The following is a 23,881-nucleotide window of genomic DNA, read 5'->3' as shown; positions in this document are numbered from 1 at the left end:
TGGATAGTGAATTTGTGCCATTGCGGGGAAAGCAGGAAAAGATGATGCGAAATGATGTGAAGCAGCTCTCCCCCTGTGACACGATTCTTGAGCAGCAGGGGGAGATTATAGCAAAAATTTACTACTGTGGTGTAAATCGCCGTAAATGTTGCACCGTCGCCAGCCAGGCGGCGATCCATCCAATCATGGCGGAAACCAGCAACAGCAGCAGGCTTTCGTCCCAGCCCAGCCCGTGCAGGTCAAAGGTCGTACCGAAGACCTGTGCGACCTGAGTCACCACGCTCTCAAGGCGCAGCACCAGTACTTCGGAGAGTACCAGTGACAGCAATGCGCCTGTGAACCCGAGCATCGCGCCCCCATTGAGGAAGGGCCGCAAAATGAAGCCGTCGGTCGCGCCTATCAGCTTCATGACGTTGATGGTATCGCGGCGGCTGAAGATGCTCAGACGCACACTGTTACCAATGACAAGGAACACAGCGATCACCATCAGGATGCCGATCATCGCGGCTATCTGCCCCACCAGACCGGTTAGCGCCGCCAGACGGGCAAACCAGCTGTCGTCCATACGCACTTCATCCACGCCCTGCACAGCCGCCACACGATCGCGCAAGGTGTTGAGCGTTGCAGAGTCCTGGAAATTCATTTTCGGCGTAATGATGGCCACCGCAGGCAACGGATTTTGCTCAAGCATATCCATCGCGCCGCCAAAGCCAGACCAGTTGCGGAATTCGCCCATCGCTTCCTCGCGGGAGAGATAGTTGACTTTATCGACGCCCGCTTCGGTTTTAAGGGTTTTCACCACGTTTTCGGCCGCGTTGTCATCCAGCGCTTTGTCGAGATACACCGTCAGCTGTGGCGTCGGGTACCACTGTTCGGCCGCCGTACTGACGTTTTTCCATACCAGATAACATACGCTCGGCAGCGTCAGGGAAATCGCAATCACCATTACCGTAAGCAGCGTGGCCAGCGGCTGACGCAGCATGTCCGCCAGCGCGTTCATCCACGCATAGCGCCACTGTTCACGCCAGCCCCCTTGCAACGCTTTACTTTTCGCTGCGCGGGCGCTTTTTGCGGTTTTCGTCGGGTTTGGACTGTTCGCCATTAGTACACTCCTCCCGACATCCGGCCCTGACTCAGCGTCAGCGTGCGGTAATTACGACGGGCAATCAGACCCACGTCGTGCGTCGCCATCAGCACGGTGACGCCAACCCGGTTAAATTCTTCGAATAAACGCAAGATACCTTCCGACAGTTCACCGTCAAGGTTACCGGTCGGTTCATCCGCCAGCAGCACCGCAGGCTTGTTGACCACCGCGCGGGCAATGCCCACACGTTGTTGCTCACCACCGGACAGCTGGATCGGCAGGTTTTTGGCTTTATCCAATAACCCGACTTTATCCAGCGCGGCCGATACGCGGCGACGAATGTCTTCCGTACTGGCACCGGCGATAATCAGTGGCATCGCCACGTTGTCGTACACGGTGCGATCCATTAGCAGATGGTGATCCTGGAAGATCATCCCTATCTGACGGCGCAGGAACGGCACTTCACTGGATTTCAGGCGGCTGATGTCGTGGCCGCCAAACAAAATCTGCCCGGCGCTCGGACGCTCAATGCCGCAAATCAGCTTCAGCAGGGTACTTTTACCCGCACCAGAGTGACCGGTCAGAAATGCCATTTCCGCTTGCTGGATGTGAAAATTGACGCCCTGAAGCGCCTGTCGTCCGCCCAGATAAGCTTTACTGACCTGTTCAAAGCGAATCATCCGTATTAATCCTCTCGGGCAAAAAGTGCCTCAATAAAATCGTCTGCCTTAAACGGCCTCAAATCTTCGATACCTTCGCCGACCCCGATATAACGAATCGGAATGCTGAACTGATCGGCGATGGCGAATATCACGCCGCCTTTTGCGGTGCCGTCCAGTTTAGTCAACGTAATGCCGGTTAGCCCGACTGCTTCGTTAAACAATTTGGCCTGACTGACCGCATTCTGGCCGGTGCTGGCGTCAAGCGTCAGCATAACCTCATGCGGCGCGTCTTCGTCGAGTTTCTTCATCACGCGGACGATCTTCTTCAACTCTTCCATCAGATGCGCTTTGTTTTGCAGACGTCCCGCGGTATCGGCGATCAACACGTCGATACCGCGGGCTTTGGCCGCCTGAATGGCATCGAAAATCACGGAAGCTGAATCCGCGCCGGTATGCTGTGCAATCACCGGGATCTTGTTGCGCTGACCCCAGACCTGCAATTGCTCCACCGCCGCCGCACGAAACGTATCGCCCGCCGCCAGCATCACCGATTTACCCTGCGCTTCAAACTGACGCGCCATTTTACCGATGGTGGTGGTTTTCCCGACGCCGTTTACGCCGACCATCAGAATGACATACGGGGTTTTTCCGCTGACATCCAGTGGCTGCTCTACTTTTGACAGAATTTCGGACATTTCTTCCTTCAGCTTGCCGTAAAGCGCATCGGCGTCTTTAAGCTGCTTGCGGGAAGCGTGTTCAGTAAGAGAAGTGATGATTTTGCGCGTCGTTTCGACACCAACGTCGGCGATCAGCAGCTGTTCTTCCAGCTCTTCGAACAGATCGTCGTCGATTTTCTTACCGCGGAACAGGCCGACAAAGCCCGAGCCAAGATTCTGCCTGGTTTTCACCAGGCTGCGTTTCAGGCGGGTAAAGAAACCTTCTTTGGTCGGGCGTTCCTGCTCGGTTTCCCCGGCAGGCAGCACAACGATAGGATCCATCGCGACCGGCAGCGGCTCATTTTCAACGACGACATTATCATCGACCGCATCCAGGGAATCTTCGCGGGCGTCTTCGGCGATTTCAGCCGCTGACTCAACGAAGTCGTCTTCAATGATCTGCTCTTCCAATACCACCGGTTCATCAACGACCGGCGCATCAACAATAATGGGTTCTTCGATTTCCGCTTCAATAACAACAGGTTCAGCAACCGCAGATTCTTCAATGACCTGCTGCGCCGCCACCTGTTCTGTGATGTGAACAATTTCTTCTGCCAGTTCCTCAGCGGCCTCTAAACGTGCAGGCTCCTCAACATCGGGTTCCGGTTCTGTCAGGGGTTCAGGCTCGATAACCGGCTCAGGTTCGGCGATCGGTTCCGGCTCAACGGGAACGCCGGGTTCTTCGACAACCGGCACCTCTTCGCGCGTTTCTTCTTTCTGCTGCTCTTCTTCCTGACGGCCACGGCCAAACCAGGAGAAGAAACCGCGTTTTTTATCTTTAGCCATTTTACAACTTCACTCCTCGCCGCTAATGATTGGCGAACGGATTATTAATAGGGTTATAGTCGGGCAGTCTATCACTTTCCCCTTCCGGCAACACGCCCGCGTGTTGAATTCCGCTGGTTTTTCAATCGCCCATGTTAAACATTTGCCCATTCCCCGCACACCGGTAGAATAGCCCTCCAAACGATATGCAACGAAGCCGACGGCTTCGGATTACACAAGCGAACTATGGCAAAGAAACCCAACACTCCCGCCGCAGGCCAAATCCGAATTATTGGCGGACTCTGGCGCGGACGTAAACTTCCGGTTCCACACAGTCCGGGTTTGCGCCCGACCACCGATCGCGTGCGCGAAACGCTGTTTAACTGGCTCGCGCCAGTGTTACAGGGCGCACATTGTCTGGACTGTTTTGCAGGCAGCGGCGCGCTGGGTCTGGAAGCGTTGTCACGCTATGCCGCCAGCGCCACCCTGCTGGAGTTCGAACGCCCGGTTGCGCAACAGTTAGAGAAAAACCTGGCGCTGCTAAACGCCAAAGATGCGAAAGTATTTAACGTCAATACATTGAACTGGCTGGCAAAAGCCGGAAGCGCCTTTGACGTGGTTTTCCTCGATCCGCCTTTTCGCAAAGGCATTCTGCAAGACACACTGAATTTGCTCGAGCAAAATCAGTGGCTGGCTGATGAGGCCTGGATTTACGTCGAAACGGAAGCCGAACACGACACACTTGATGTGCCCGCCAGCTGGCGGTTACACCGTGAGAAAGTCGCCGGACAAGTTGCTTATCGTCTTTACCATCGCGATGTGACGCCTGAAACCGGCTCACCTGAACAGGAGCAGTAAGATGTTGATCAATATTGGTCGGTTGTTGATGTTGTGTATTTGGGGGTTTCTGGCATTTAACCTGATTCATCCATTCCCGAAACCGATCAAATACTTTCTGGATGTGGCGATTGTCTTCATGTTCTTCATGCACGGTTTGCAAGTGATGTTGCTTAAAGCCACGCAGGGAAAAGAAAAAGATACGATTGGCCCGTGGCTGCAAACGCGCATTTTTCTGTTTGGCGTGTTTGAACTGATGGCATGGCAGAAGAAACAACCGCCGCTGCCAACCAAAAAGTAATCTCTGTTTTTACGGCGCGTCCTGCGCCGTAAAAGCCACAAAACGGCTGCCCTTCACGCTTAATACCCCCTTTTGGCCTTTCGCCAGCTGGTGATATGCCGCTTCATCCAGCACGAGTTTCAGCTCTGAACCGCCGTTTTGCGGTTTGAAATAGCCTTCATACTTTTTATCTTCGACCGGGATCTGCTCCCGCTGGCGCGATCGCCGGTTGGGCGACAGGTATTCACGCTTGGCCGTCACTTCCACCTGCAATGTACGAAGCGGCGCGGCGTCGTTATCAGCATTGGTACGGCGCTGCTGAAAATACTGGCGGGTGGCGAAAATCGCGATGACCACGATAAACGCAATAAAAATCATCGGAGGTTTAGTCATTGTTTGTCTGTATTCGTTGAAGATGAAGGCGATAATGGAATCAGCCTAATTTAGCATGTGGGAATTCGCCACACAGCCTGAAACAGGGATTTCTGATTGTCGAAGGCAGCGCCAGTCTCCTACACTGAGATCAAATACAGGAAAACAGGATGCGTTTTCCTGCACGCAGACACTGGCATGGGTTTGATGTTTTGTTTTGAAATATAAAAGGATAAACAATGAGTTGGCCATTCCTCGCTGTATTTTTTTCCGGCTGGTTGTTCGTTGATGCCAGCTACCGCGGCCTGCGCTGGCAGCGCTGGGTCTTCAAACCTGTCACCTTATTACTGCTGCTCTTACTCGCCTGGCAGGCACCGACGCTCAATGTGTACAGCTATCTGATCCTGCTGGGTCTGGCGGCGACATTGGTGGCCGATGGCCTGCTGCTGTTGCCAGAAGAGCGGTTTATGTACGCCCTCGGCGCGTTCTTCCTTTCGCATCTGCTGTATACGCTCAGTTTCGCCAGCCAGATGACGATTACCTTTTTCTGGCCGCTACCGCTGGCCTTGTTGGTCATTGGCGCGCTGCTGCTGGCGGTTATCTGGTCAAGGCTGGCCGAGCTTAAATGGGCAGTAACCACTTACATCGCAATGACACTGCTGATGGTCTGGCTGGCGGGAGAACAGTATTTCGCGCGCAGCACCGACATGGCATTCTCGCTGTTCTGCGGAACCGTCCTGCTTCTGCTGGGCAATATTTTCTGGTTGCTCAGCCGTTACCGGTTCAAGTTCCGCGTCGCCGACGGGCTGGTTGCTGCCTGCTATTTCGGCGGTCATTTCCTGATTGTGCGATCGCTTTATTTGTAACCGGTATTAAAATCACTGCGGCGGAACCTTCCGGTTCCGCCCTCTCAAATATCGCTTGACCCTGGAGTCTACTCCAACGTTTAAACTGCCTGTAATCTCATTCGGTTTCAACCCGGAGGCAGTATGATCCCACTTCAAAAAAATACCGGCTGTACCTGCGGTTGTCAGGGCAAACGTGCGCCCGGACTGCACATCAATAAAATCAGCGCCGTTGCGCCAGCCCCTTGTTGCAGCGATAAACCAGCCGTTGCGGCATCAGCATGCGCTTCCACAGACAGCTGCTGCGCACCAAAAACAAGTGAACACTCACACACCACAGCCGACGGCACACTGGAAGGCTCGCCGGGTGAAGATGATCCCAGCGCGCCACTCTCCGGCAACCAGCAATACAGCTGGCGTGTCGAGGGGATGGATTGCCCGGCCTGTGCCCGTAAAATCGAAAATGCCGTATCAGGCCTGAACGGCGTCAGTCGCGCCAAAGTGCTGTTCGCCACCGAAAAACTGGTGATTGACGCCAGCCATGATATTTCGCAAAACGTTCTGCACGCCGTCACCGGCGCAGGATTTACCCTGCAATCCCTCGATAAAACGCAGAATCCCCCCGCGCAGGACGCATCACTGCTGAAAGAATATTTGCCGCTGATCGCCCTTTCCGCACTGATGTTACTGAGCTGGATCCTCGATATTTTCAATCCGCAGGCCGGTGAAATTGCGTTTATCGCCACCACGCTGGTCGGCCTTTGGCCGGTGTTGCTTCAGGCGATCCGCCAGACACGTTCCGGTTCGCCTTTTGCCATCGAAACGCTGATGAGCATCGCCGCGCTGGGTGCGCTGTTTATCGGTGCCACCGCCGAAGCTGCGATGGTATTGCTGCTGTTTATGATCGGTGAACGTCTCGAATCCTTTGCCGCCAGTCGCGCGCGCAGTGGGGTGAAAGCACTGATGGCGCTGATCCCGGACACCGCCGTACGGGTTATTGATGGCAAAACAGAATCCGTGCCGGTCGCCAGTCTGCGTCCCGGCGATATTATTGAAATCGCCGCCGGTGGGCGTCTGCCTGCCGATGCAGTTTTGCACAGCGCCGCCAGTTTTGATGAAAGCGCGCTGACCGGTGAATCGGTACCGGTCGAGCGCCTGCCTGGAGAAAAAGTCCCGGCGGGCAGCCTGTGCGTCGATCGTCTGGCGCGTCTGGAAGTCGCCTCCGCACCCGGCAACAGCGCTATTGACCGCATCCTGCAACTGATCGAAGAAGCCGACGAGCGCCGGGCGCCGATCGAGCGTTTCCTCGATACCTTCAGCCGTTACTACACGCCGATCATCATGCTGCTTTCGCTACTGGTCATTATCATTCCGCCGCTGGCGATGGGGCTTTCGTGGGAAACGTGGATTTATCGCGGTCTGACGTTACTGCTGATCGGCTGCCCGTGTGCGCTGGTGATTTCGACGCCTGCGGCGATCACGTCCGGACTGGCGGCGGCCACGCGTCAGGGCGCGTTAATCAAAGGCGGTGCAGCGCTGGAACAGCTGGCGCTGATCGAAACCGTGGCGCTGGATAAAACCGGCACGCTGACCGAAGGTAAACCAGAGGTCACCGACGTGTTGGTGCTGAATGGCGCCAGCGAAGGCGAAGTGTTAAGCCTCGCGGCTGCGGTCGAAGAAGGTTCACATCATCCGCTGGCGCAGGCGATTTTAGCCCGCGCGAAAGCTCATAATCCGCTGCCAATCACCGCACAGGATCGCCGGGCACTGGCCGGTTCCGGCGTGGAAGGGATTGTCTCGGGCAGAAAGATTCAGGTGCTGGCACCAAAGCGCGTGGAAGAAAGTGCGCTGAGTGCGGCCGCCACAACACAAATCGCCGGGTGGGAATCCACCGGTAAAACTGTGGTCGTCGTGATGCAGGACGCGCAGGCCATCGGTCTGGTGGCGATGCAGGATCGCCTGCGCGATGACGCCGTCGACGCGTTACGCAGTCTCAAAGCGCTCGGCGTATCGGCAGTGATGCTGACTGGCGATAATCCGCGTGCGGCGAAAACCATTGCTGACCGGCTGGGCATTGATTTCCGCGCAGGTTTACTGCCCGCCGATAAAGTCTCCGCGGTCACTGAGCTGAACGCCATGAAACCGGTGGCAATGGTCGGCGACGGCATCAACGATGCACCGGCGATGAAAGCCGCAACAATCGGGATTGCGATGGGCAGTGGCACTGACGTGGCGCTGGAAACCGCCGATGCTGCGCTGACGCACAACCGCCTGAGCGGGCTGGCGCAGATGATCAGCCTGTCGCGCGCGACGCGGGCGAATATCCGTCAGAACATCACCATCGCGCTGGGGCTAAAGGCGATTTTTCTGGTCACCACCATTATGGGGCTGACCGGCCTGTGGCTGGCGGTGCTGGCAGATTCAGGCGCAACGGCACTCGTCACTGCCAACGCCCTGAGACTGTTACGCAATAAATCGCGCTGAGGATTACGGGTGGGTCTCGCCGATCCGCCCTTTGCACAGCAGATAACGGTACGGCAGGCTTTCGGTATCAGACGCTAACAACGTGTGTTCCATAAAGCGGCAGAAGCCGGGAATATCGCGGGTCGTTGCCGGATCATCGGCGACGATCAGCAACGTTTCGCCGTCTTTCATGGTACGTACCGCTTTACGGACCATCATTACAGGTTCCGGGCAACGCAGGCCCAGCGCATCAAGCTGATGGTCCGGGTTGATAAAGGGATCGGTCATTTCGTTTCTCAACATTTTCAGCGGCAATGCGCGATTGTACGGTAATGGGCCACAGTTTAACCCGCTGGTTTTCTCACGCAACCTGCGCAAACCGTTGCGCTATAATTAACCTCCGGATTTGTTGCGCAAACGCTGCGCAACAGATACTATGCGCGCCGCACCGGAAATACCGGTGTGAAAGAAAAGACACTCTTGGGTTCCCTCACCCCAATTCACTAAAAAGGTCACATCATGTATTCCTTTACTGCTCAACAGCGGTTTTCCGCGTTGATATGGCTTTCGCTTTTCCACATCGCCATCATTACTTCCAGTAACTATCTGGTTCAGTTGCCCGTCTCCATTTTTGGTTTCCACACCACATGGGGCGCGTTCACGTTTCCGTTTATTTTTCTGGCCACCGATCTGACCGTGCGGATTTTCGGTGCACCCCTGGCGCGACGGATTATTCTTTCCGTGATGGTGCCTGCACTGGCCATCTCCTACGTCATTTCCGCCCTGTTCTTTGAAGCGCAGTGGCAGGGTGTCGGCGCACTCAGCAGCCTGAACATCATGGTGGCACGCATCGCGACCGCCAGCTTTATGGCGTATGTGCTGGGTCAAATTCTCGACGTTCACGTCTTCAACCGCCTGCGCCGGAACCGCCGCTGGTGGATAGCACCGGTTGCCTCGATGTTCCTGGGAAATATCAGCGATACGCTGTCGTTCTTCTTCATCGCGTTCTACAAAAGCACCGACGCCTTTATGGCCGAACACTGGGTGGAAATCGCGCTGGTGGATTACACGTTCAAAGTGCTGATCTGTCTGGTGTTCTTCCTGCCAATGTACGGCGTGCTGCTGAACATGCTGCTTAAGCGGCTGTCCGCTCAGGGAAATCACACCTCGTCGGCCATGCGCGCGCACTAGCGGTTAACAAGGGGCTTTCGCCCCTTATCAGATCCGCCTTCACCAAAACACAAATCGCGCCATAATCTGACTTGCATTTGCGGCGTGAATAGGTTGCCATAAGGCCGTTAAGTCAACATCTAAGCCTGATGAACAGGCCACTTAAGGAAGACCGATGCGTAACTTCGCTAAAATGATGGGAATGGCAGTACTGGTCGCCGGTCTGGCGGCGTGTGACGGTAAAACGACTGACGCACCGGCAGCAGATAAAGCAGCCGCCGCCGCGACAACCACCGCGCCAGTCAGCCTGCTGGATGGAAAAGTCACCTTCTCCCTTCCGCAGGGAATGAGCGACCAGAGCGGTAAGCTGGGCACTCAGGCAAACAACATGCACGTGTACGCCGACAGCACCGGTCAGAAAGCGGTGATTGTGATCCTCGGGGATAACACGACCGAATCGCTGGGAACGCTGACTGCCCGTTTGCAGGATCAGCAAAAAGCCCGCGATACCAACCTGCAGGTTGTGACGAACAAATCGATTCAGGTTAACGGCCAGACGATGCAACAGTATGACAGCGTGATCACCTCTGCCGGTCAGAAAGCTTATTCGTCTATCGTGCTGGGTAAAGTGGACAGCCATCTTCTGACGCTGCAAATCACCCTGCCGGCTGACAATCAGCAACAAGCGCAGGCGGATGCCGAAGCTATTATCAATACCCTGAAAGTTCAGTAATCTTCACTTTCAGCGGCACTCTCAGGCGGAGCTTTGGCTCCGCTTTTTTGTTGCTGATCTGCCAGGTTTGACACCTCATCGCGTTGTCCACAGAGTTAAAATGGTTTTTTTCGCTCACATTCGAAGGGAAACGCGCGCGATCACGTTAACGAACGGGATACCTCTCAAAAACGTGATCAAACCTTGCATTCCGGCCTTCTGACGTTTCATTTTGTTACTCAATATCGCAAAATCCGCCTCCTTAGTCATAAAACTGTAACAATTATGTCATCTATCACAGTTCATCGGCGCTCTGCCCGTTAGCATGATGTTCGTTTTGGAACATATCCGCATTGCCCTTTGTCAGTGGCTCATGATGAGTCAGACCTGATTTATGCCATGGGAGGCATGTATGCTCAGTATCTTCAAACCCGCGCCACACAAAGCGCCCGTGGATGAAAGCCACGTCGACCCGCTCTATCGCCGTCTCCGCTGGCAAATCTTCATGGGGATTTTCTTCGGTTACGCGGCCTATTATCTGGTGCGCAAAAACTTCGCGCTGGCAATGCCTTATCTCATCGATCAGGGTTTTTCGCGCGGCGATCTGGGCTTTGCGCTGTCCGGGATTTCCATCGCTTACGGTATCTCGAAATTCATTATGGGCTCGGTCTCCGACCGCTCTAATCCGCGCGTATTCCTCCCTGCGGGTCTGATCCTCGCCGCCGCTGTGATGCTGTTTATGGGCTTTGTGCCATGGGCAACCTCCAGCATCGCCATCATGTTCGTGCTGCTGTTCCTGTGTGGATGGTTTCAGGGCATGGGCTGGCCGCCGTGCGGACGCACGATGGTTCACTGGTGGTCACAGAAGGAGCGCGGCGGAATTGTCTCGGTGTGGAACTGCGCGCATAACGTCGGCGGCGGTATTCCTCCCCTGCTTTTCCTGCTTGGCATGGCGTGGTTTAACGACTGGCATGCGGCGCTGTATATGCCCGCTTTCGGGGCGATCCTGCTGGCGGTATTTGCCTTTATGACCATGCGCGACACTCCGCAGTCTTGCGGTCTGCCGCCTATCGAAGAGTATAAAAACGATTATCCGCCTGACTACGTGAAAGAGTCTGCCGAGCAGGAACTGACGGCGAAGCAGATCTTCATGCAATACATTTTGCCCAACAAACTGCTTTGGTATATCGCGCTGGCGAACGTGTTTGTTTACCTGCTGCGCTACGGCATTCTCGACTGGTCACCGACCTACCTGAAAGAAGTGAAGCACTTCGCGCTGGATAAATCCTCGTGGGCGTATTTCCTGTATGAATATGCGGGCATACCGGGGACTCTGTTGTGCGGCTGGATGTCAGACAAAGTGTTCAAAGGCAACCGCGGCGCTACCGGTGTATTCTTCATGGTGCTGGTGACCATCGCCACGGTGGTTTACTGGCTGAATCCGGTGGGCAATCCGGGCGTTGATATGGCCTGTATGATCACCATCGGCTTCCTGATTTACGGCCCTGTGATGCTGATTGGCTTACACGCGCTGGAGCTGGCACCGAAGAAAGCGGCGGGAACGGCGGCGGGCTTTACCGGATTGTTCGGTTATCTGGGCGGCTCGGTTGCGGCAAGTGCCATCGTTGGTTACACCGTGGATTACTTCGGCTGGGACGGCGGCTTTATCGTGATGATTGCCGGATGTGTGCTGGCGGTTCTGCTGCTGGTATTAACTATGCTGAGTGAAAATAAACACAAGGCGCAGCTGGCGAAAAATGCCTGATTCCAAATGTCATGACGCATAGCAAAAAGGCACCGAACGGTGCCTTTTTCTTTTACTGATTAACAGACTTCATCGTCGGGATTATTCAGACAGATACATTCTGCGCAGGTAATGCGGTACCGCATCGTCGGCGTTAGAACCGATGATTTCCGCATCCGGCATCGCTGCTTTCAGGCGCGGCAGGGAGCCACTCATCAGGCAGCCTTTTCCGGCCATGCTCAGCATCTCAAGGTCATTCAGACCATCGCCAAAGGCGATACAGTCTTTCAGCGTGTAACCCATCAGTTTCGAGACGTATTCCAGCGCGTGGCCTTTCGATACGCCGCCTGCCATCACTTCCAGACAGACCGGCAGCGAGAAGCTGACGTTTACACGATCGCCCCAGCGCGCATTGATCGCTTCTTCCAGCGGCAGCAGTTTCTCGTGATCTTCGCAGGTGAAATAGACTTTGCAGATGCCATCCGTTTCCAGCAGACCCGGTTCGTACAACTTGTATTTGAACACGGATTCACGGAAGAAATCGTCCTGGTCGGCGCGGTCGCGGTTCATGTACCAGTCGTCGTTACGGTAAACGTTGGTCAGAATATCCGGATTGTTGTGCATGATGCCGAAAAGATCGCGGGCAATATCTTCGTCCAGATTGTGGGAGAAAATCAGTTCACCGTCGGTGTTATGCACGCGCGCACCGTTCGAGGTGATCATATAAGCGCTGATTTCCAGATTGTCACGCATCTGCGCGACATCGATATGGTGACGCCCGGTGGCGAACACAAAATGCACATCGCGCTGCGTGAGCAGCTTGAGCGTCTCTTTTGCGAACGGGCTCAGGGTATGGTCAGGTGATAGCAGTGTGCCATCTAAATCGGAAGCAACAACATGGTACATAGCGTAGGTTCTAACCTCTGATGGAGTTGTGCGCGGCGTACCGCGGATTAATGCTGTCGCGCAAAAAAGCGCATGATAGCGTCCAGCGCCTGTGCCCGGAGGTCGTCCCGCTCGAACAGGATCTCATGGCGCGCGCCTTCAATGACCAGCGGTTTATCCCCTTCACAAGGGTGACCCGCAACGGCCATGGCCTGACAAAAAGCAAGATGAGACCGGTTGTCGACCACACGGTCTTCGCTTGCCTGCAATAAAAGGACGGGCGTGGTGATTTTCTCGGCTTCTTTCAGGATATGCATCCCGGCGTCGATACCTTCACGCACCCAGTGATACGTTGGCCCGCCGACTTGCAGCTCGGGATAATCGGCGTAGTAGCGCAGATTGCGGCGATAACGTTCGCGGCTGTGAGTCAGACGATTCACCACAAACGGCAGTGGCCGCCAGTGGCCCGTGCCGAGCGCATAGCCATCGCGACGAACCGGACGGTTTTCCGCCCAGTTGAGGATCCGGCGGGATATCCAGCCCGGCATCGGCAAATAAATGCCGGTCATCGGGGCCAGCAAGGCCGCCGCATCAAAGCTTTGCGGGTTCTTCGCCAGATACAGCGCCAGAATTGCCCCCCCCATAGAGTGTGCCAGCGCGAACTTTTTCTCGTACTGACGGGGCGCAATTTCCAGCTGATAAAAGCGCTCAAAATCTTCTACATAATCATCAAAGTGCTGGACGTGACCGCAGTGTGGATCGTCAAGCATCCTGCCGGAACGCCCCTGCCCGCGATGATCGACAATCATTACATCGTAGCCACAGTGGAATAAATCGTAGGCTACTTCGGGGTATTTTACGTAACTTTCGATACGGCCCGGTGACACCATGATGACTTTATCATGATGAGGGGAACAGAACCGGACGTAGCGGATCGGGACATCGTCAACGCCGTTAAACTCACCTTCCTCACGCGTACGCCAGAAATCAAGCAAAGGCCCGGTCGCAAAGGCGGCAAACTCCTTTTCACGTGTTAACCAACTTGCGTAATTCGCAGACATTCAATTGATCCAAATTTGTGAGTCGCAGAGGAGAAAAGTGTTATTTGTGAGCTATAGCACAACTATAGACAATGGCGTATTGTGCCATAAAACAACATAAAACGTATTCAGGGAGTCTCGCAATGACACTGGACTGGTGGTTAACCTACCTGCTCACTACTTCTATTTTAAGTCTGTCCCCAGGTTCCGGCGCAATCAATACGATGAGCACCGGCATCAGTCACGGCTATCGCGGCGCAGTGGCGTCGATTGCCGGATTGCAACTGGGATTGTCAATCCACATCGTGCTGGTAGGTATCGGCCTTGGCGCGCTGATTTCACAATCGCTGCTGGCGTTTGAGATGCTCAAATGGCTGGGCGCGGCGTATCTCATCTGGCTGGGTATCTGCCAGTGGCGCTCTGCCGGGGCGATTGACCTGAACGCTCTGGCCAGCAGTATGCCGCGCCGTCGTCTGTTCAAACGCGCCATTCTGGTGAACCTCACCAATCCCAAAAGCATCGTCTTTCTGGCGGCACTGTTCCCGCAGTTTATCATTCCTCACCAGCCGCAGGCTGCACAATACGTGGTGTTAGGCGTTACGACGGTGGTGGTCGATATCATTGTGATGATCGGTTACGCCACGCTGGCAACGCGCATTGCGGGCTGGGTGAAGGCGCCAAAACAGATGCAGTTGCTCAACCGCATTTTCGGTTCGCTGTTTATGCTGGTGGGGGTTTTACTGGCGAGTGCGCGCAAAGTTTAAGTCCTCAGAATGCAAAAAGGGTCCGGTATTTAGCCGGACCCTTTTTTATGCGCTTAACGTTCAGATCAACGATTTACAATTAACGCGATACCGAATCCGGCAAATACCACGCCCGCGACGCCATCAATCCATTTGGCTAAACGCTGATAGCCGCGACGCATTTTCGGCAGCGCAAAGACCATGGCGACTAGAGAGAACCAGGCCAGGGTTTCAATCACGATTAACAGGAATATGGCTGAACGCTCGCCGCCGCTGACGCTGTCGCCCACGAACATCGAGAACACGCTGCCGAAGTAGACGACGGCTTTCGGGTTGGACAGATTGGTCAGCAGCCCGCGCATAAAGGTGCGACCACGCGCGGGTAATGCGACAGCGACGTCGGTTTCAGCTCCGCCGTCCTGCTTTTTAGAACGTGCAGATTTCAGTAACTGCCACCCCATCCAGCACAGGTACAGGCCACCGCCGACGGTAATAATCTGATGCAGCCAGGCCATTTTTTGCAGGATCAGATGCAGGCCCATCAGCGCCACCGCTGCCCATACCGCGACACCCAGCGTAATACCAATGACCCCCATCATCGCTTCTTTACGCGAGCGGCTGGCCGCCGTTTGCGAAACAAAGAAGAAGTCCGGACCGGGACTGGCCAGTGCGATCATATGCACCATCGCAACCATCAGAAACAGCGTCAGCATGATTAACTCTCTGTGTTATGTGTAGGTATTCGAATCTGTTAGTCGTCGCCGTTATCGATGTGATCGCGGATCATCGCCATAAACGGTCGCCCGAATTTTTCCAGCTTGCGCTGGCCGACGCCGGTGATATCCAGCAAATCGCTTGGGCTTATCGGCAGATGTTCAGCCATTTCCAGCAGCGTTGTGTCGTTAAACACCACGTACGGTGGCACATTATTGTCATCGGCCAGCGACTTACGCAGCTTGCGCAGTTTGGCAAACAGCTTGTGATCGTAATTGCCGCCATAAGCTTTCTGGCGGGACGGGCTTTTAATCTTCAGCGTTTGAATACGCGGTACCGCCAGCTGCAAAGGGATTTCTCCGCGCAGTACCGGACGCGCCGCTTCGGTCAACTGTAATGCCGAATGCATGGCGATATTTTGCATAATCAGCCCGAGGTGGATCAGCTGGCGTACCACGCTGGTCCAGTGTTCGTTGCTGTGTTCTTTACCGATGCCGTAGACGCTCAGTTTCTCATGCCCGTATTCGCGGATGCGCTGATTATTCGAGCCGCGCAGCACTTCGACCACGTAACCTAAACCAAAGCGTTGTCCGACGCGTGCGACCACTGACAGCGCTTTTTGCGCGTCCAGCAGGCCGTCGTAGCGTTTTGGCGGATCAAGACAAACGTCGCAGTTACCGCAGGCGTTCTGTTTGCCTTCGCCGAAGTAATTCAACAACACCAGACGGCGGCAGGTTTGCGCTTCCGCAAAAGCGTTCATCGCATTCAGTTTGTGACGTTCGACATCCTGTTGCGCACCGGCCGGTTTTTCTTCCAGACAGCGGCGCAGCCATGCCATATCGGCCGGATCGTACAACAGCACCGCTTCGGCAGGCAGGCCATCACGCCCGGCACGGCCCGTTTCCTGATAGTAAGACTCAATGGTGCGCGGAATATCAAAGTGAACCACGAAACGCACGTTGGGCTTGTTGATGCCCATGCCGAACGCCACGGTGGCGACCACAATTTGCAAATCATCACGCTGGAAACCTTCCTGCACGCGGGCGCGGGTATCGTTGTCCAGACCGGCGTGATAAGCACCCACGCTCAGACCACGGCTTTGCAGGCGCGCGGCGGTGTCTTCGACTTTGGCGCGGCTGTTGCAATAAATAATGCCGCTTTTGCCGCGCTGGTCTTGCACGAAGCGAATCAGCTGATCGAGCGGTTTAAACTTCTCCACCAGCGTGTAACGGATATTGGGACGATCGAAACTGCTGACCTGAATCAGCGGATCGTTAAGCTCCAGCAGACGGACGATGTCGTTGCGGGTCGCTTCATCAGCGGTCGCCGTCAGCGCGATCACCGGCAGTTGCGGATAACGCAGTTTGAGCTGGCCCAGTGCACGGTATTCTGGTCGGAAATCGTGTCCCCATTGGGAAATACAGTGGGCTTCATCGACGGCAAGCATCGCCGGATTCCACTGTTGCAACTGCTCGAGGAAATCCCCCAGCATCAGACGTTCCGGCGCGATATACAGCATTTTGATGCGGCCGGTACGGCAGCCTGCCATCACTTCCTGCTGTTGCTCGCGGGTTTGGGTCGAGTTCAGGCAGCCGGCTTCAACACCCGCCGCCATCAGTTGGTCGACCTGATCTTTCATCAGGGAGATGAGCGGTGAAACCACCAGCGTCAGGCCGTCCATCACCAGCGCAGGGATTTGATAGCACAGCGACTTACCGCCGCCGGTCGGCATCACCACCAGACAATCCCGGCCAGAAATGGCGGTATTGATGATCGTTTGCTGACCCGGTCTGAATTGCTGATAGCCGAAGGTATCGCGTAATACCTGATGAGCCAGCTCTTCTTTATTTATCACTGCCGCCGTAGACACTCAATTCCCCAACTGTTCAAACCACCCGGCTAAGCCCTAAAGCCGCCGGGGCTGTACTGCAACAATATTATATACCCTAAATAATTCGGGTGGCAGGAAGGCGGCAAGTGAGGGCATCCCGATAAACTTATCTGAGTAAGTGATTCGGGGAACCGGGCGCAACCAGCAGATCTGCAACCTGAAGTATGACGGGTATTACATCATATCGTTAAGCATGATACCCACACCCACGCGAGTTTGCTTGTGGTTGTAGTCAATCAATGACTCACCGTAACCACTGAACACCTGCGTGTAGAAGCGTACGTGCTTGGAAATCGGGTAGCTCCAGCCAGTGGTCGCGCCGCCGTAGCCGGTGTTCCAGTTGTAACGGCTTTCCACACTGAACACGCTGTCGCCCCACGCATAACCGACTTTCAGACGGTAATACCCCATGTATTTGGTGATGTCGCGGTTATCATCATTTTCTTCACTTTCAGGAATGCGATACCACGGCTTGAGATCTACCTGCCAGTTGCCGTGCTGGGCCATAAAGCGCGCATAGACGCGGTTCCAGCTGCGCGACGTCGGGTCTGAGCGACCGTTTGACTGGTGGCTCACGCCGTATTCAGCTTCACGCAGCGTCCAGCCCAGGAAGTCGTAATCCGTCGCCCACGCCAGGAATAGCTGCGGTTCGTAGTTAGTTTCACGGAAAGGTGAAGACTGCCCACTGTTAGAAAGCTGCCAGAAGGATTTCTGTGTATAGGATGCACCGAGCACCGAGTTATCACCGGCAATGCCACGCCACAGCGGGAAGGCCAGGCTCAGCTGGAAGGCGACTTCGTCATGACGCGCTTTATTTGCCCAGTCATAAGACTGGATGGCTTTCTTGTTGATATTGCTGGTATCGGTATAAAGCAGGTAGTTCGATTCGTAAGGATAAAGCGTGAACGGGTTATCGTGATCCTGCAACATGCTGGCGATGATGCTGCCACGCACTGCCGGTTTATCATGCACTTCCTGTACCGTTGCTTCTTCTGCATGTCCCAGCAATGGCAACGCCAACATGGTGGCCCCGACAGCCCAAGTTTTACGCATTTTTTCCTCACCCTATAGTGTTTAATGTTTTTTAGAATTGATGGTTTGAAATAGCCAGCTAAAGGCCGGTATTCAGAAACAAAGCAGAGCATTTTACACACATATACATTCGCGCAAGAGTAATGAATAGATTTATCATGCACGAGGTAGAATTCACTGTCCTTGGCACATAAAATCAACATTTCGTTAACTAGTTGGGCGACTATAACGCTCAGTCGTTTGGATCAGGAAACCTTTCATGTCCGCGTCATCCCTCAGCCACGAAGCTGCCCTGCAGCTGATTGGCAATATTTTCGTTTATGACATGCCTTTTAACCGCGAACTCGGTCTGGAGCTTAAACGTCTCGACTGCGATTACGCGGAGCTGAAATTCGCTAATCAAACCAAACTGGTTGGCAACGCAGCACAAAAAATCTTACACGGTGGGGTGATCGCCGCAGTGCTCGACGTCGCTGCCGGGCTGGTGTGCGTCACCAGTTCGTTGATCCGCCGCGACAAACCCGACCACCCGTTGCTCGAAGCAGAAATGCGCCAGCGCCTGTCAAAAATGGGTACTGTCGATTTACGGGTCGATTACCTGCGCCCCGGCCGTGGCGAATATTTTATCGCCTCAGCCAGCCTGATCCGCGCCGGGAATAAAGTTTCTGTCGCCCGCGTCGATCTGCACAATGACACCGGCGTACATATAGCGACAACGACCGCGACCTACATGGTTGGCTGAGACGTCGAAAAAGAAATCAGGCGACGTAAACCCGTTACACTCGCAACCTTTCCTTCTTATTTTTTACTTCAGGTACCCACATGGATGCACAACGTACCCGGCAAGGCGTCATTTTTGCCTTTATCGCCTATTTGATTTGGGGGATCGCTCCGGCGTATTTCAAGCTCATCAAAGAAGTGCCTGCCGATGAAATCCTTACCCATCGGGTCATCTGGTCGTTCTTCTTTATGTTAGTGCTCCTGTCCGTCAGCCGCAGCTGGGGTGACGTCCGGCGGGTACTCGCACAACCAAAGAAAGTCGGCATGTTACTCATCACCGCCCTGTTTATCGGTGGGAATTGGCTGATTTTTATCTGGGCGATTAACAATAACCACATTCTCGAAGCTAGCCTTGGTTACTTTATCAGCCCGCTGGTGAATGTCGTGCTCGGCATGCTGTTTTTGCGCGAAAGGTTCCGGAGTTTGCAATGGCTCGCGGTGGTGCTGGCATTTGCCGGTGTGCTGATTCAGGTCTGGATGTTTGGCTCGGTGCCGATCATCGGGCTGGGGCTGTCGCTCACGTTCGCTTTTTACGGCCTGCTGCGTAAGAAAATCGGTGTGGATTCTCAGACCGGCATGCTCATCGAAACACTTTGGCTGCTGCCGCTGGCGGGCGTTTATCTGTTCTTTATCGCTAACAGCCCGACCAGCAATCTGTCGGCGAATCCATGGTCACTGGATTTACTGCTGATGGCGGCGGGGATCATCACCACCATTCCGCTACTGTTCTTTACCGCAGCGGCTGCACGGCTGAAGCTCTCGACGCTGGGCTTTTTCCAGTATCTCGGCCCGACGTTGATGTTCCTGCTGGCGGTGGTGTTCTACGGCGAAACGGTAAATACCTCGCAGCTCATCACCTTCGGCTTTATCTGGGCCGGCCTGCTGTGCTTTATCACCGACGCGCTTTACACGCAGGGCCGTCTGCGTCGAGGTATGACGGCGAAAGCCTAACAGCAACAAAAAGCCCCGTTCAGGGGCTTTTTGTTGTCCGCGTAAAAACGATTACAGCCAGTTTTTACGTTTGAAATACAGGTACGGCGCCAGCCCGGCGATGATCATCAGACCGATTGCGCCCGGATAACCAAATGCCCATTTCAGCTCAGGCATGAATTCGAAGTTCATCCCGTAGCTTGATGCCACCAGCGTCGGCGGCAGGAACACCACGGAAACGACCGAGAAGATCTTGATGATGCGGTTCTGCTCGATGTTGATAAAGCCCATCGCCGCCTGCATCAGGAAGTTCACCTTCTGGAACAGGGATTCGTTGTGCGGCAGCAGGGATTCGATATCGCGCAACACTTCGCGCGCCTGCTCCAGCTGGCCTGCGGGTAAGCGGGCTTTGCGCACCAGGAAGTTCAGCGCGCGTTGGGTATCCATCAGACACAAACGCACTTTCCAGCCGATATCCTCCAGCTCTGCCAGCGTGGACAGCGCGGCGTCATATTCGTCGCCCTGATGCCCTTCCATGATCACGCGGCTGAGTTTTTCCAGATCGCTATAAATATTTTCGATTTCATCCGCCAGCTGTTCGATTTTGGTTTCGAACAAATCCAGCAGCAGCTCGTAAGCATTGCCATCGACCAGCGTCTGGTTTCTGGCGCGCATACGGTAAAGACGAAACGCCGGTAACTCACGCTCGCGCAGGGTGTAAAGACGACCTTCACGCACGGTAAATGCTACGGTGCTGTTGCCCGCGTGGTCTTCGGCATCTTCATAGTAAAAGAAGGAGTGAATGTGCAGGCCGTCTTCGTCTTCGAAGAAACGTGCGGAGGCTTCGATGTCATCCAGTTCGGGACGCGTCGCCAGGCTTTGCCCTAATTCATGTTGAACGCGCTCGCGCTCTTGCTCATCAGGCTCGACCAAATCAACCCACAATGAGGTTTTGAGATCGTCTGCCTCGTCCAGCTCTAAACGGGATAAGCGGCTGTTTTCTAATTTAAAAGCACTCAGCATGTGCCCGTTCTCCCAAGAATGACAGAAAGTGGACAACGCGTTGAAGCACAGAAAATCACGGGGCGAAAAGAGTCACCGGCGTAATTCAGACCAAATTCAGATCCGACTCACAGCGACAGAACGGGGGTCGCTGACAACCACTAAGGCCATCAGCATAGAGGAGGGCCTTAGAAGTGGTACCTAACGAACAGGTTATTGAGCCAGTATCTACTGGGTGTGTCCAAGGCGCAGTTCCTCATTGATAATAGTGCGCGCATGTTACGCCGAGAAGAAAAAGACTGTCAACCGCGAACAAATCTATTCCCGCAACATTTATGCATAAAATACAGACGATATTGGCAACCTTTGACCGCTTATGTCAGAACCCTTTTTTGGCTACACTCAGAGACCTGAGCCCCTTTCTATTTCTGAAGCCAACTATGATTAAGCAGATTACCCAAGACACGCTGTGCGACCTGATCACTCAGGCCGCGCATTCACCGCGACTGCGCCAGAATCTGAACATCCATCCGGTACCGGAAGATGACGTACAACGCCTGGCGATCGCCATGGAGCCGGGGACTTACGTGCGCATACACCGTCACCCGCACACATGGGAAATGCTGACCGCGCTGCGTGGCCGTTTTCTGGTGCTGACTTACGATGAGAGTGGCAAGGTCACCGAACGCCTGTGGCTCGGCGCTGAAACCAAACTGCTGGAAATCCCGGCCAACACCTGGCATAGCGTATTATCGCTTGATGAAGGTGGCGTGATTTTCGAAGTGAAACACGGCGCGTATCAACCCGTTCAGGAACAAGATTACCTGCCCGGCACACCGCCAGAAGGCGACGAACGCGTGAAAGCAATGCTGGAATGGTATGCAAAAGCGGAAGTGGGCGACGTTTATACCCTTTAATACACCGTGATGCACGCGTCAGCGGCGCAGCGAAATTGAGCCCGGCCAGCGCGGAGACACCGGAATGGACACGCAGTCCATGAGGATCTCGGGCACTGCCTGGGCTCAGGACGCAAGTAAGCTAGCTTGCGGCTTCCAGCTTAGCGTAGGCGGCGACCAGCCATTTGATCCCTTCTCCCGGGAACGCCACCTGAAGGCGGCTGTGTTCGCCGCTGCCTTCCATGTTCACGATGGTGCCTTCGCCGAATTTAGGATGTACGACGCGCTGACCGAGTTTGAAGCCAGTATCGCTGACGCTGGTTGGGGTGCCGACGCTGCGGTTGTTCATCGGGCGCGAGACGTTAGCGCGCATTCGCACTTCTTCCACGCAGTCTTCTGGCAGCTCGCCGACAAAACGCGACGGCTTGTGCGAGACTTCTTTGCCATACAGACGACGAGTTTCAGCAAAGGTGAGCGTCAGTTTTTGCATCGCCCGCGTCACACCCACATAGGCCAGACGGCGCTCCTCTTCCAGACGACCGCTTTCTTCCAGCGACATCTGGCTCGGGAACATGCCCTCTTCCATCCCGACGATAAACACCTGCGGGAATTCCAGCCCTTTTGCCGAGTGCAGCGTCATCAGCTGCGCGGCGTCCTGATTGGCGTCGGCCTGACCTTCGCCCGCTTCCAGCGCAGCATGTGACAGGAACGCCTGCAACGGCATCAAATCTTCGTCTTCATCCTGATAGCTGAACTGGCGTGTTGCCGTCACCAGTTCCTCTAAGTTTTCGATTCGCGCCTGGCCTTTTTCACCCTTTTCCTGCTCATACATGATGAACAGGCCGGAATCTTTGATCACGCGGTCAGTCTGAACGTGCAGCGGCATATCGGCGGTTTCATGCGCCAGCGCATCCACCAGTTCAGTGAAGCGTTGCAGCGAAGAGGCTGCGCGGCCCGCCAGCACTTTGTCTTGCAACAGAGCGCGCGTCGCCTGCCACATGGTCAGCTGACGGTCACGGGCAGTGTGACGAACGACGTCCAGCGTGCGGTCACCGATGCCGCGCGTCGGTGTATTCACCACGCGCTCAAAGGCGGCGTCGTCATTGCGGTTAGCCATCAGACGCAGATATGCCAGCGCATCTTTGATCTCCTGACGATCGAAGAATCGCTGCCCGCCATAAATGCGGTACGGCATCGCCATCTGCAATAACGCTTCTTCCAGCACGCGCGACTGGGCGTTGCTGCGATAGAGAATGGCGCAGTCTTTCAGCGCACCGCCGTTGTCCTGCCACGTTTTGATGCGGTTCACCACAAAGCGCGATTCATCGAGCTCGTTGAAGGCGCAGTAGAGGGAAATTTTTTCGCCCTCACCGTCTTCGGTCCACAGGTTCTTACCCATACGACCGCTGTTGTTCTCGATAAGCGAGTTGGCGGCTTTGAGAATGGTGCTGGTGGAGCGGTAGTTTTGCTCTAAGCGGATGGTTTCCGCGTTCGGAAAATCTTTCAGGAAACGCTGGATATTCTCAACCTGCGCACCGCGCCAGCCGTAGATCGACTGGTCATCGTCGCCGACGATCATCACGTTATTATTGTCACCCGCCAGCAGACGGATCCACGCGTACTGAATGCTGTTGGTGTCCTGGAACTCATCCACCATCAGGTTGGTAAAACGCTCACGGTAATGTTGCAGGATATGCGGCTTGTTCAGCCACAACTCATGCGCGCGCAGTAACAGCTCGGCGAAATCCACCAGTCCTGCGCGGTCGCAGGCTTCCTGATATGCCTGATAGATACGCAGCCAGGTGGCTTCAATCGGGTTGTTGTAGGTTTCGACGTGATGCGGGCGCAGACCTTCGTCTTTTTTGCCGTTGATGTACCACATCGCCTGACGCGGCGGCCACTGCTTATCGTCGATGTTCAGCGCTTTGAGCAGACGCTTAATTAAGCGCAGCTGATCGTCGCTGTCGAGGATCTGAAAATCCTGCGGCAGTTTGGCGTCCAGATGGTGCGCACGCAGTAAGCGGTGCGCGAGCCCGTGGAAAGTGCCGATCCACATGCCGCCCTGACTGGTGCCAATCAGGTGTTCGATACGGTGACGCATTTCCGCCGCCGCCTTGTTGGTAAAGGTCACCGCCATAATGGAATACGGCGAGCAGTTTTCTACCGACAGCAACCAGGCGATGCGATGCACCAGCACGCGGGTTTTGCCACTGCCTGCCCCGGCCAGCACCAACAGATTGCTGCGCGGCGCGGCCACGGCTTCACGTTGTTTTTCATTCAGGCTGTCGAGCAGGTCAGAAACGTCCATAGGCACCGTT

At 54.9% G+C, this 23,881-nt stretch carries 23 protein-coding genes; 11 read left to right on the top strand and 12 right to left on the bottom strand.

All coding sequences use genetic code 11. The features are described 5' to 3' along the window. Positions 1–121 precede the first annotated feature (121 nt). The 3 genes from ftsX to ftsY are packed head-to-tail and all read right to left on the bottom strand — an operon-like array spanning position 122 to position 3,248. Entirely contained in the window at positions 122–1,102 is a 981-nt protein-coding gene (gene ftsX, locus TU92_RS06850) for a permease-like cell division protein FtsX (protein ID WP_112165572.1), read from the bottom strand. Next, positions 1,102–1,764, bottom strand: a complete 663-nt coding sequence (gene ftsE, locus TU92_RS06845; protein ID WP_112165570.1) for a cell division ATP-binding protein FtsE — start codon at positions 1,762–1,764, stop codon at positions 1,102–1,104. The genes ftsX and ftsE overlap by 1 nt, the downstream gene beginning before the upstream one ends. Positions 1,765–1,769: 5 nt before the next feature. Then, positions 1,770–3,248, bottom strand: coding sequence for a signal recognition particle-docking protein FtsY (gene ftsY / locus TU92_RS06840; RefSeq protein WP_112165568.1), 1,479 nt, complete (start codon positions 3,246–3,248; stop codon positions 1,770–1,772). A gap of 225 nt (positions 3,249–3,473) precedes the next feature. Here ftsY and rsmD point away from each other — a divergent pair, with 225 nt between their 5' ends. Both rsmD and TU92_RS06830 read left to right on the top strand, forming a co-directional pair. Then, positions 3,474–4,085 carry a 16S rRNA (guanine(966)-N(2))-methyltransferase gene (gene rsmD / locus TU92_RS06835; protein ID WP_112165566.1) on the top strand — a complete coding sequence of 204 codons (612 nt, stop codon included), beginning with the start codon at positions 3,474–3,476 and terminating at the stop codon, positions 4,083–4,085. A 1-nt stretch (position 4,086) separates the two neighbouring features. Then, on the top strand, positions 4,087–4,365 hold the full coding sequence (locus tag TU92_RS06830; RefSeq protein ID WP_112165564.1) for a DUF1145 family protein: 279 nt from the start codon (positions 4,087–4,089) through the stop codon (positions 4,363–4,365). A 9-nt stretch (positions 4,366–4,374) separates the two neighbouring features. Here the strand turns inward: TU92_RS06830 and TU92_RS06825 are convergent, their stop codons facing one another. Beyond that, a complete protein-coding gene (locus TU92_RS06825; RefSeq protein WP_112165562.1) occupies positions 4,375–4,737 on the bottom strand; it encodes a DUF2500 domain-containing protein in 363 nt (120 codons plus the stop codon). Positions 4,738–4,955: 218 nt separating this feature from the next. Between TU92_RS06825 and TU92_RS06820 the strand changes: the two genes are divergently transcribed. Next, positions 4,956–5,582, top strand: coding sequence for a lysoplasmalogenase (locus tag TU92_RS06820; RefSeq protein ID WP_112165560.1), 627 nt, complete (start codon positions 4,956–4,958; stop codon positions 5,580–5,582). A gap of 123 nt (positions 5,583–5,705) precedes the next feature. Then, positions 5,706–8,045 carry a zinc/cadmium/mercury/lead-transporting ATPase gene (locus TU92_RS06815; RefSeq protein WP_112165558.1) on the top strand — a complete coding sequence of 780 codons (2,340 nt, stop codon included), beginning with the start codon at positions 5,706–5,708 and terminating at the stop codon, positions 8,043–8,045. 3 nt (positions 8,046–8,048) lie between these two features. On the opposite strand, the gene tusA is transcribed toward TU92_RS06815, so the two are convergent. Beyond that, positions 8,049–8,312 carry a sulfurtransferase TusA gene (tusA, locus tag TU92_RS06810; protein ID WP_112165629.1) on the bottom strand — a complete coding sequence of 88 codons (264 nt, stop codon included), beginning with the start codon at positions 8,310–8,312 and terminating at the stop codon, positions 8,049–8,051. Positions 8,313–8,543: 231 nt separating this feature from the next. Here tusA and TU92_RS06805 point away from each other — a divergent pair, with 231 nt between their 5' ends. The 3 genes from TU92_RS06805 to glpT all read left to right on the top strand — a co-directional run bounded on the left by TU92_RS06805 (position 8,544) and on the right by glpT (position 11,671). Next, entirely contained in the window at positions 8,544–9,215 is a 672-nt protein-coding gene (locus TU92_RS06805; RefSeq protein WP_112165556.1) for a 7-cyano-7-deazaguanine/7-aminomethyl-7-deazaguanine transporter, read from the top strand. A gap of 154 nt (positions 9,216–9,369) precedes the next feature. Continuing rightward, the gene (locus tag TU92_RS06800) at positions 9,370–9,927 is read left to right on the top strand and encodes a DcrB family lipoprotein (protein ID WP_112165555.1); all 558 of its coding nucleotides are present in this window, start codon (positions 9,370–9,372) and stop codon (positions 9,925–9,927) included. A 391-nt stretch (positions 9,928–10,318) separates the two neighbouring features. Next, positions 10,319–11,671 (top strand): glycerol-3-phosphate transporter, encoded by a 1,353-nt coding sequence (gene glpT / locus TU92_RS06795; RefSeq protein WP_112165553.1) that lies wholly within the window; start codon positions 10,319–10,321, stop codon positions 11,669–11,671. A gap of 81 nt (positions 11,672–11,752) precedes the next feature. Here glpT and yigL read toward each other — a convergent pair whose 3' ends face one another. Together yigL and pldB are read right to left on the bottom strand one after the other, a co-directional pair. Next, positions 11,753–12,556, bottom strand: a complete 804-nt coding sequence (gene yigL, locus TU92_RS06790) for a sugar/pyridoxal phosphate phosphatase YigL (protein ID WP_112165551.1) — start codon at positions 12,554–12,556, stop codon at positions 11,753–11,755. A gap of 47 nt (positions 12,557–12,603) precedes the next feature. Continuing rightward, positions 12,604–13,596, bottom strand: coding sequence for a lysophospholipase L2 (pldB, locus tag TU92_RS06785; protein WP_112165549.1), 993 nt, complete (start codon positions 13,594–13,596; stop codon positions 12,604–12,606). A 122-nt stretch (positions 13,597–13,718) separates the two neighbouring features. Between pldB and rhtB the strand changes: the two genes are divergently transcribed. After that, positions 13,719–14,339 (top strand): homoserine/homoserine lactone efflux protein, encoded by a 621-nt coding sequence (gene rhtB / locus TU92_RS06780; RefSeq protein ID WP_112165547.1) that lies wholly within the window; start codon positions 13,719–13,721, stop codon positions 14,337–14,339. 65 nt (positions 14,340–14,404) lie between these two features. On the opposite strand, the gene rhtC is transcribed toward rhtB, so the two are convergent. From rhtC to pldA, 3 genes are all read right to left on the bottom strand, one after another. Beyond that, on the bottom strand, positions 14,405–15,031 hold the full coding sequence (rhtC, locus tag TU92_RS06775) for a threonine export protein RhtC (RefSeq protein ID WP_112165545.1): 627 nt from the start codon (positions 15,029–15,031) through the stop codon (positions 14,405–14,407). Between the two features lie 38 nt (positions 15,032–15,069). After that, positions 15,070–16,902: an ATP-dependent DNA helicase RecQ gene (gene recQ, locus TU92_RS06770; RefSeq protein ID WP_112165543.1), complete on the bottom strand. Its 1,833-nt coding sequence runs from the start codon at positions 16,900–16,902 to the stop codon at positions 15,070–15,072. A 195-nt stretch (positions 16,903–17,097) separates the two neighbouring features. Continuing rightward, positions 17,098–17,976 carry a phospholipase A gene (pldA, locus tag TU92_RS06765; RefSeq protein ID WP_112165541.1) on the bottom strand — a complete coding sequence of 293 codons (879 nt, stop codon included), beginning with the start codon at positions 17,974–17,976 and terminating at the stop codon, positions 17,098–17,100. 238 nt (positions 17,977–18,214) lie between these two features. Between pldA and TU92_RS06760 the strand changes: the two genes are divergently transcribed. Together TU92_RS06760 and rarD are read left to right on the top strand one after the other, a co-directional pair. Continuing rightward, positions 18,215–18,697, top strand: a complete 483-nt coding sequence (locus TU92_RS06760) for a thioesterase family protein (RefSeq protein WP_112165540.1) — start codon at positions 18,215–18,217, stop codon at positions 18,695–18,697. Positions 18,698–18,777: 80 nt separating this feature from the next. Further along, on the top strand, positions 18,778–19,686 hold the full coding sequence (gene rarD, locus TU92_RS06755; RefSeq protein ID WP_112165538.1) for an EamA family transporter RarD: 909 nt from the start codon (positions 18,778–18,780) through the stop codon (positions 19,684–19,686). Positions 19,687–19,737: 51 nt separating this feature from the next. On the opposite strand, the gene corA is transcribed toward rarD, so the two are convergent. After that, positions 19,738–20,688, bottom strand: coding sequence for a magnesium/cobalt transporter CorA (gene corA, locus TU92_RS06750; RefSeq protein ID WP_112165536.1), 951 nt, complete (start codon positions 20,686–20,688; stop codon positions 19,738–19,740). Between the two features lie 419 nt (positions 20,689–21,107). Here corA and TU92_RS06740 point away from each other — a divergent pair, with 419 nt between their 5' ends. Further along, positions 21,108–21,584 carry a WbuC family cupin fold metalloprotein gene (locus tag TU92_RS06740; protein ID WP_112165532.1) on the top strand — a complete coding sequence of 159 codons (477 nt, stop codon included), beginning with the start codon at positions 21,108–21,110 and terminating at the stop codon, positions 21,582–21,584. A 121-nt stretch (positions 21,585–21,705) separates the two neighbouring features. Here TU92_RS06740 and uvrD read toward each other — a convergent pair whose 3' ends face one another. Next, positions 21,706–23,871 (bottom strand): DNA helicase II, encoded by a 2,166-nt coding sequence (gene uvrD / locus TU92_RS06730; RefSeq protein ID WP_112165529.1) that lies wholly within the window; start codon positions 23,869–23,871, stop codon positions 21,706–21,708. Positions 23,872–23,881: the final 10 nt, after the last annotated feature.

Source organism: Rahnella inusitata (assembly GCF_003263515.1).
Classification (GTDB): Bacteria; Pseudomonadota; Gammaproteobacteria; order Enterobacterales; family Enterobacteriaceae; genus Rahnella; species Rahnella inusitata.
The sequence above is the reverse complement of the archived record's forward strand: the minus strand, read 5'-3'. Positions and strand labels throughout refer to the sequence as shown.

Coding starts and splice junctions, on each gene's coding strand:
- pldB (WP_112165549.1), bottom strand. CDS start 13,596: ATGTCTGCGAATTACGCAAGTTGGTTAACACGTGAAAAGGAGTTTGCC.
- TU92_RS06830 (WP_112165564.1), top strand. CDS start 4,087: ATGTTGATCAATATTGGTCGGTTGTTGATGTTGTGTATTTGGGGGTTT.
- TU92_RS06805 (WP_112165556.1), top strand. CDS start 8,544: ATGTATTCCTTTACTGCTCAACAGCGGTTTTCCGCGTTGATATGGCTT.
- yigL (WP_112165551.1), bottom strand. CDS start 12,556: ATGTACCATGTTGTTGCTTCCGATTTAGATGGCACACTGCTATCACCT.
- TU92_RS06800 (WP_112165555.1), top strand. CDS start 9,370: ATGCGTAACTTCGCTAAAATGATGGGAATGGCAGTACTGGTCGCCGGT.
- rsmD (WP_112165566.1), top strand. CDS start 3,474: ATGGCAAAGAAACCCAACACTCCCGCCGCAGGCCAAATCCGAATTATT.
- rhtB (WP_112165547.1), top strand. CDS start 13,719: ATGACACTGGACTGGTGGTTAACCTACCTGCTCACTACTTCTATTTTA.
- glpT (WP_112165553.1), top strand. CDS start 10,319: ATGCTCAGTATCTTCAAACCCGCGCCACACAAAGCGCCCGTGGATGAA.
- TU92_RS06760 (WP_112165540.1), top strand. CDS start 18,215: ATGTCCGCGTCATCCCTCAGCCACGAAGCTGCCCTGCAGCTGATTGGC.
- corA (WP_112165536.1), bottom strand. CDS start 20,688: ATGCTGAGTGCTTTTAAATTAGAAAACAGCCGCTTATCCCGTTTAGAG.
- uvrD (WP_112165529.1), bottom strand. CDS start 23,871: ATGGACGTTTCTGACCTGCTCGACAGCCTGAATGAAAAACAACGTGAA.
- TU92_RS06825 (WP_112165562.1), bottom strand. CDS start 4,737: ATGACTAAACCTCCGATGATTTTTATTGCGTTTATCGTGGTCATCGCG.
- TU92_RS06815 (WP_112165558.1), top strand. CDS start 5,706: ATGATCCCACTTCAAAAAAATACCGGCTGTACCTGCGGTTGTCAGGGC.
- rhtC (WP_112165545.1), bottom strand. CDS start 15,031: ATGCTGACGCTGTTTCTGATGGTTGCGATGGTGCATATGATCGCACTG.
- TU92_RS06820 (WP_112165560.1), top strand. CDS start 4,956: ATGAGTTGGCCATTCCTCGCTGTATTTTTTTCCGGCTGGTTGTTCGTT.
- tusA (WP_112165629.1), bottom strand. CDS start 8,312: ATGACCGATCCCTTTATCAACCCGGACCATCAGCTTGATGCGCTGGGC.
- pldA (WP_112165541.1), bottom strand. CDS start 17,976: ATGCGTAAAACTTGGGCTGTCGGGGCCACCATGTTGGCGTTGCCATTG.
- ftsE (WP_112165570.1), bottom strand. CDS start 1,764: ATGATTCGCTTTGAACAGGTCAGTAAAGCTTATCTGGGCGGACGACAG.
- ftsY (WP_112165568.1), bottom strand. CDS start 3,248: ATGGCTAAAGATAAAAAACGCGGTTTCTTCTCCTGGTTTGGCCGTGGC.
- ftsX (WP_112165572.1), bottom strand. CDS start 1,102: ATGGCGAACAGTCCAAACCCGACGAAAACCGCAAAAAGCGCCCGCGCA.
- rarD (WP_112165538.1), top strand. CDS start 18,778: ATGGATGCACAACGTACCCGGCAAGGCGTCATTTTTGCCTTTATCGCC.
- TU92_RS06740 (WP_112165532.1), top strand. CDS start 21,108: ATGATTAAGCAGATTACCCAAGACACGCTGTGCGACCTGATCACTCAG.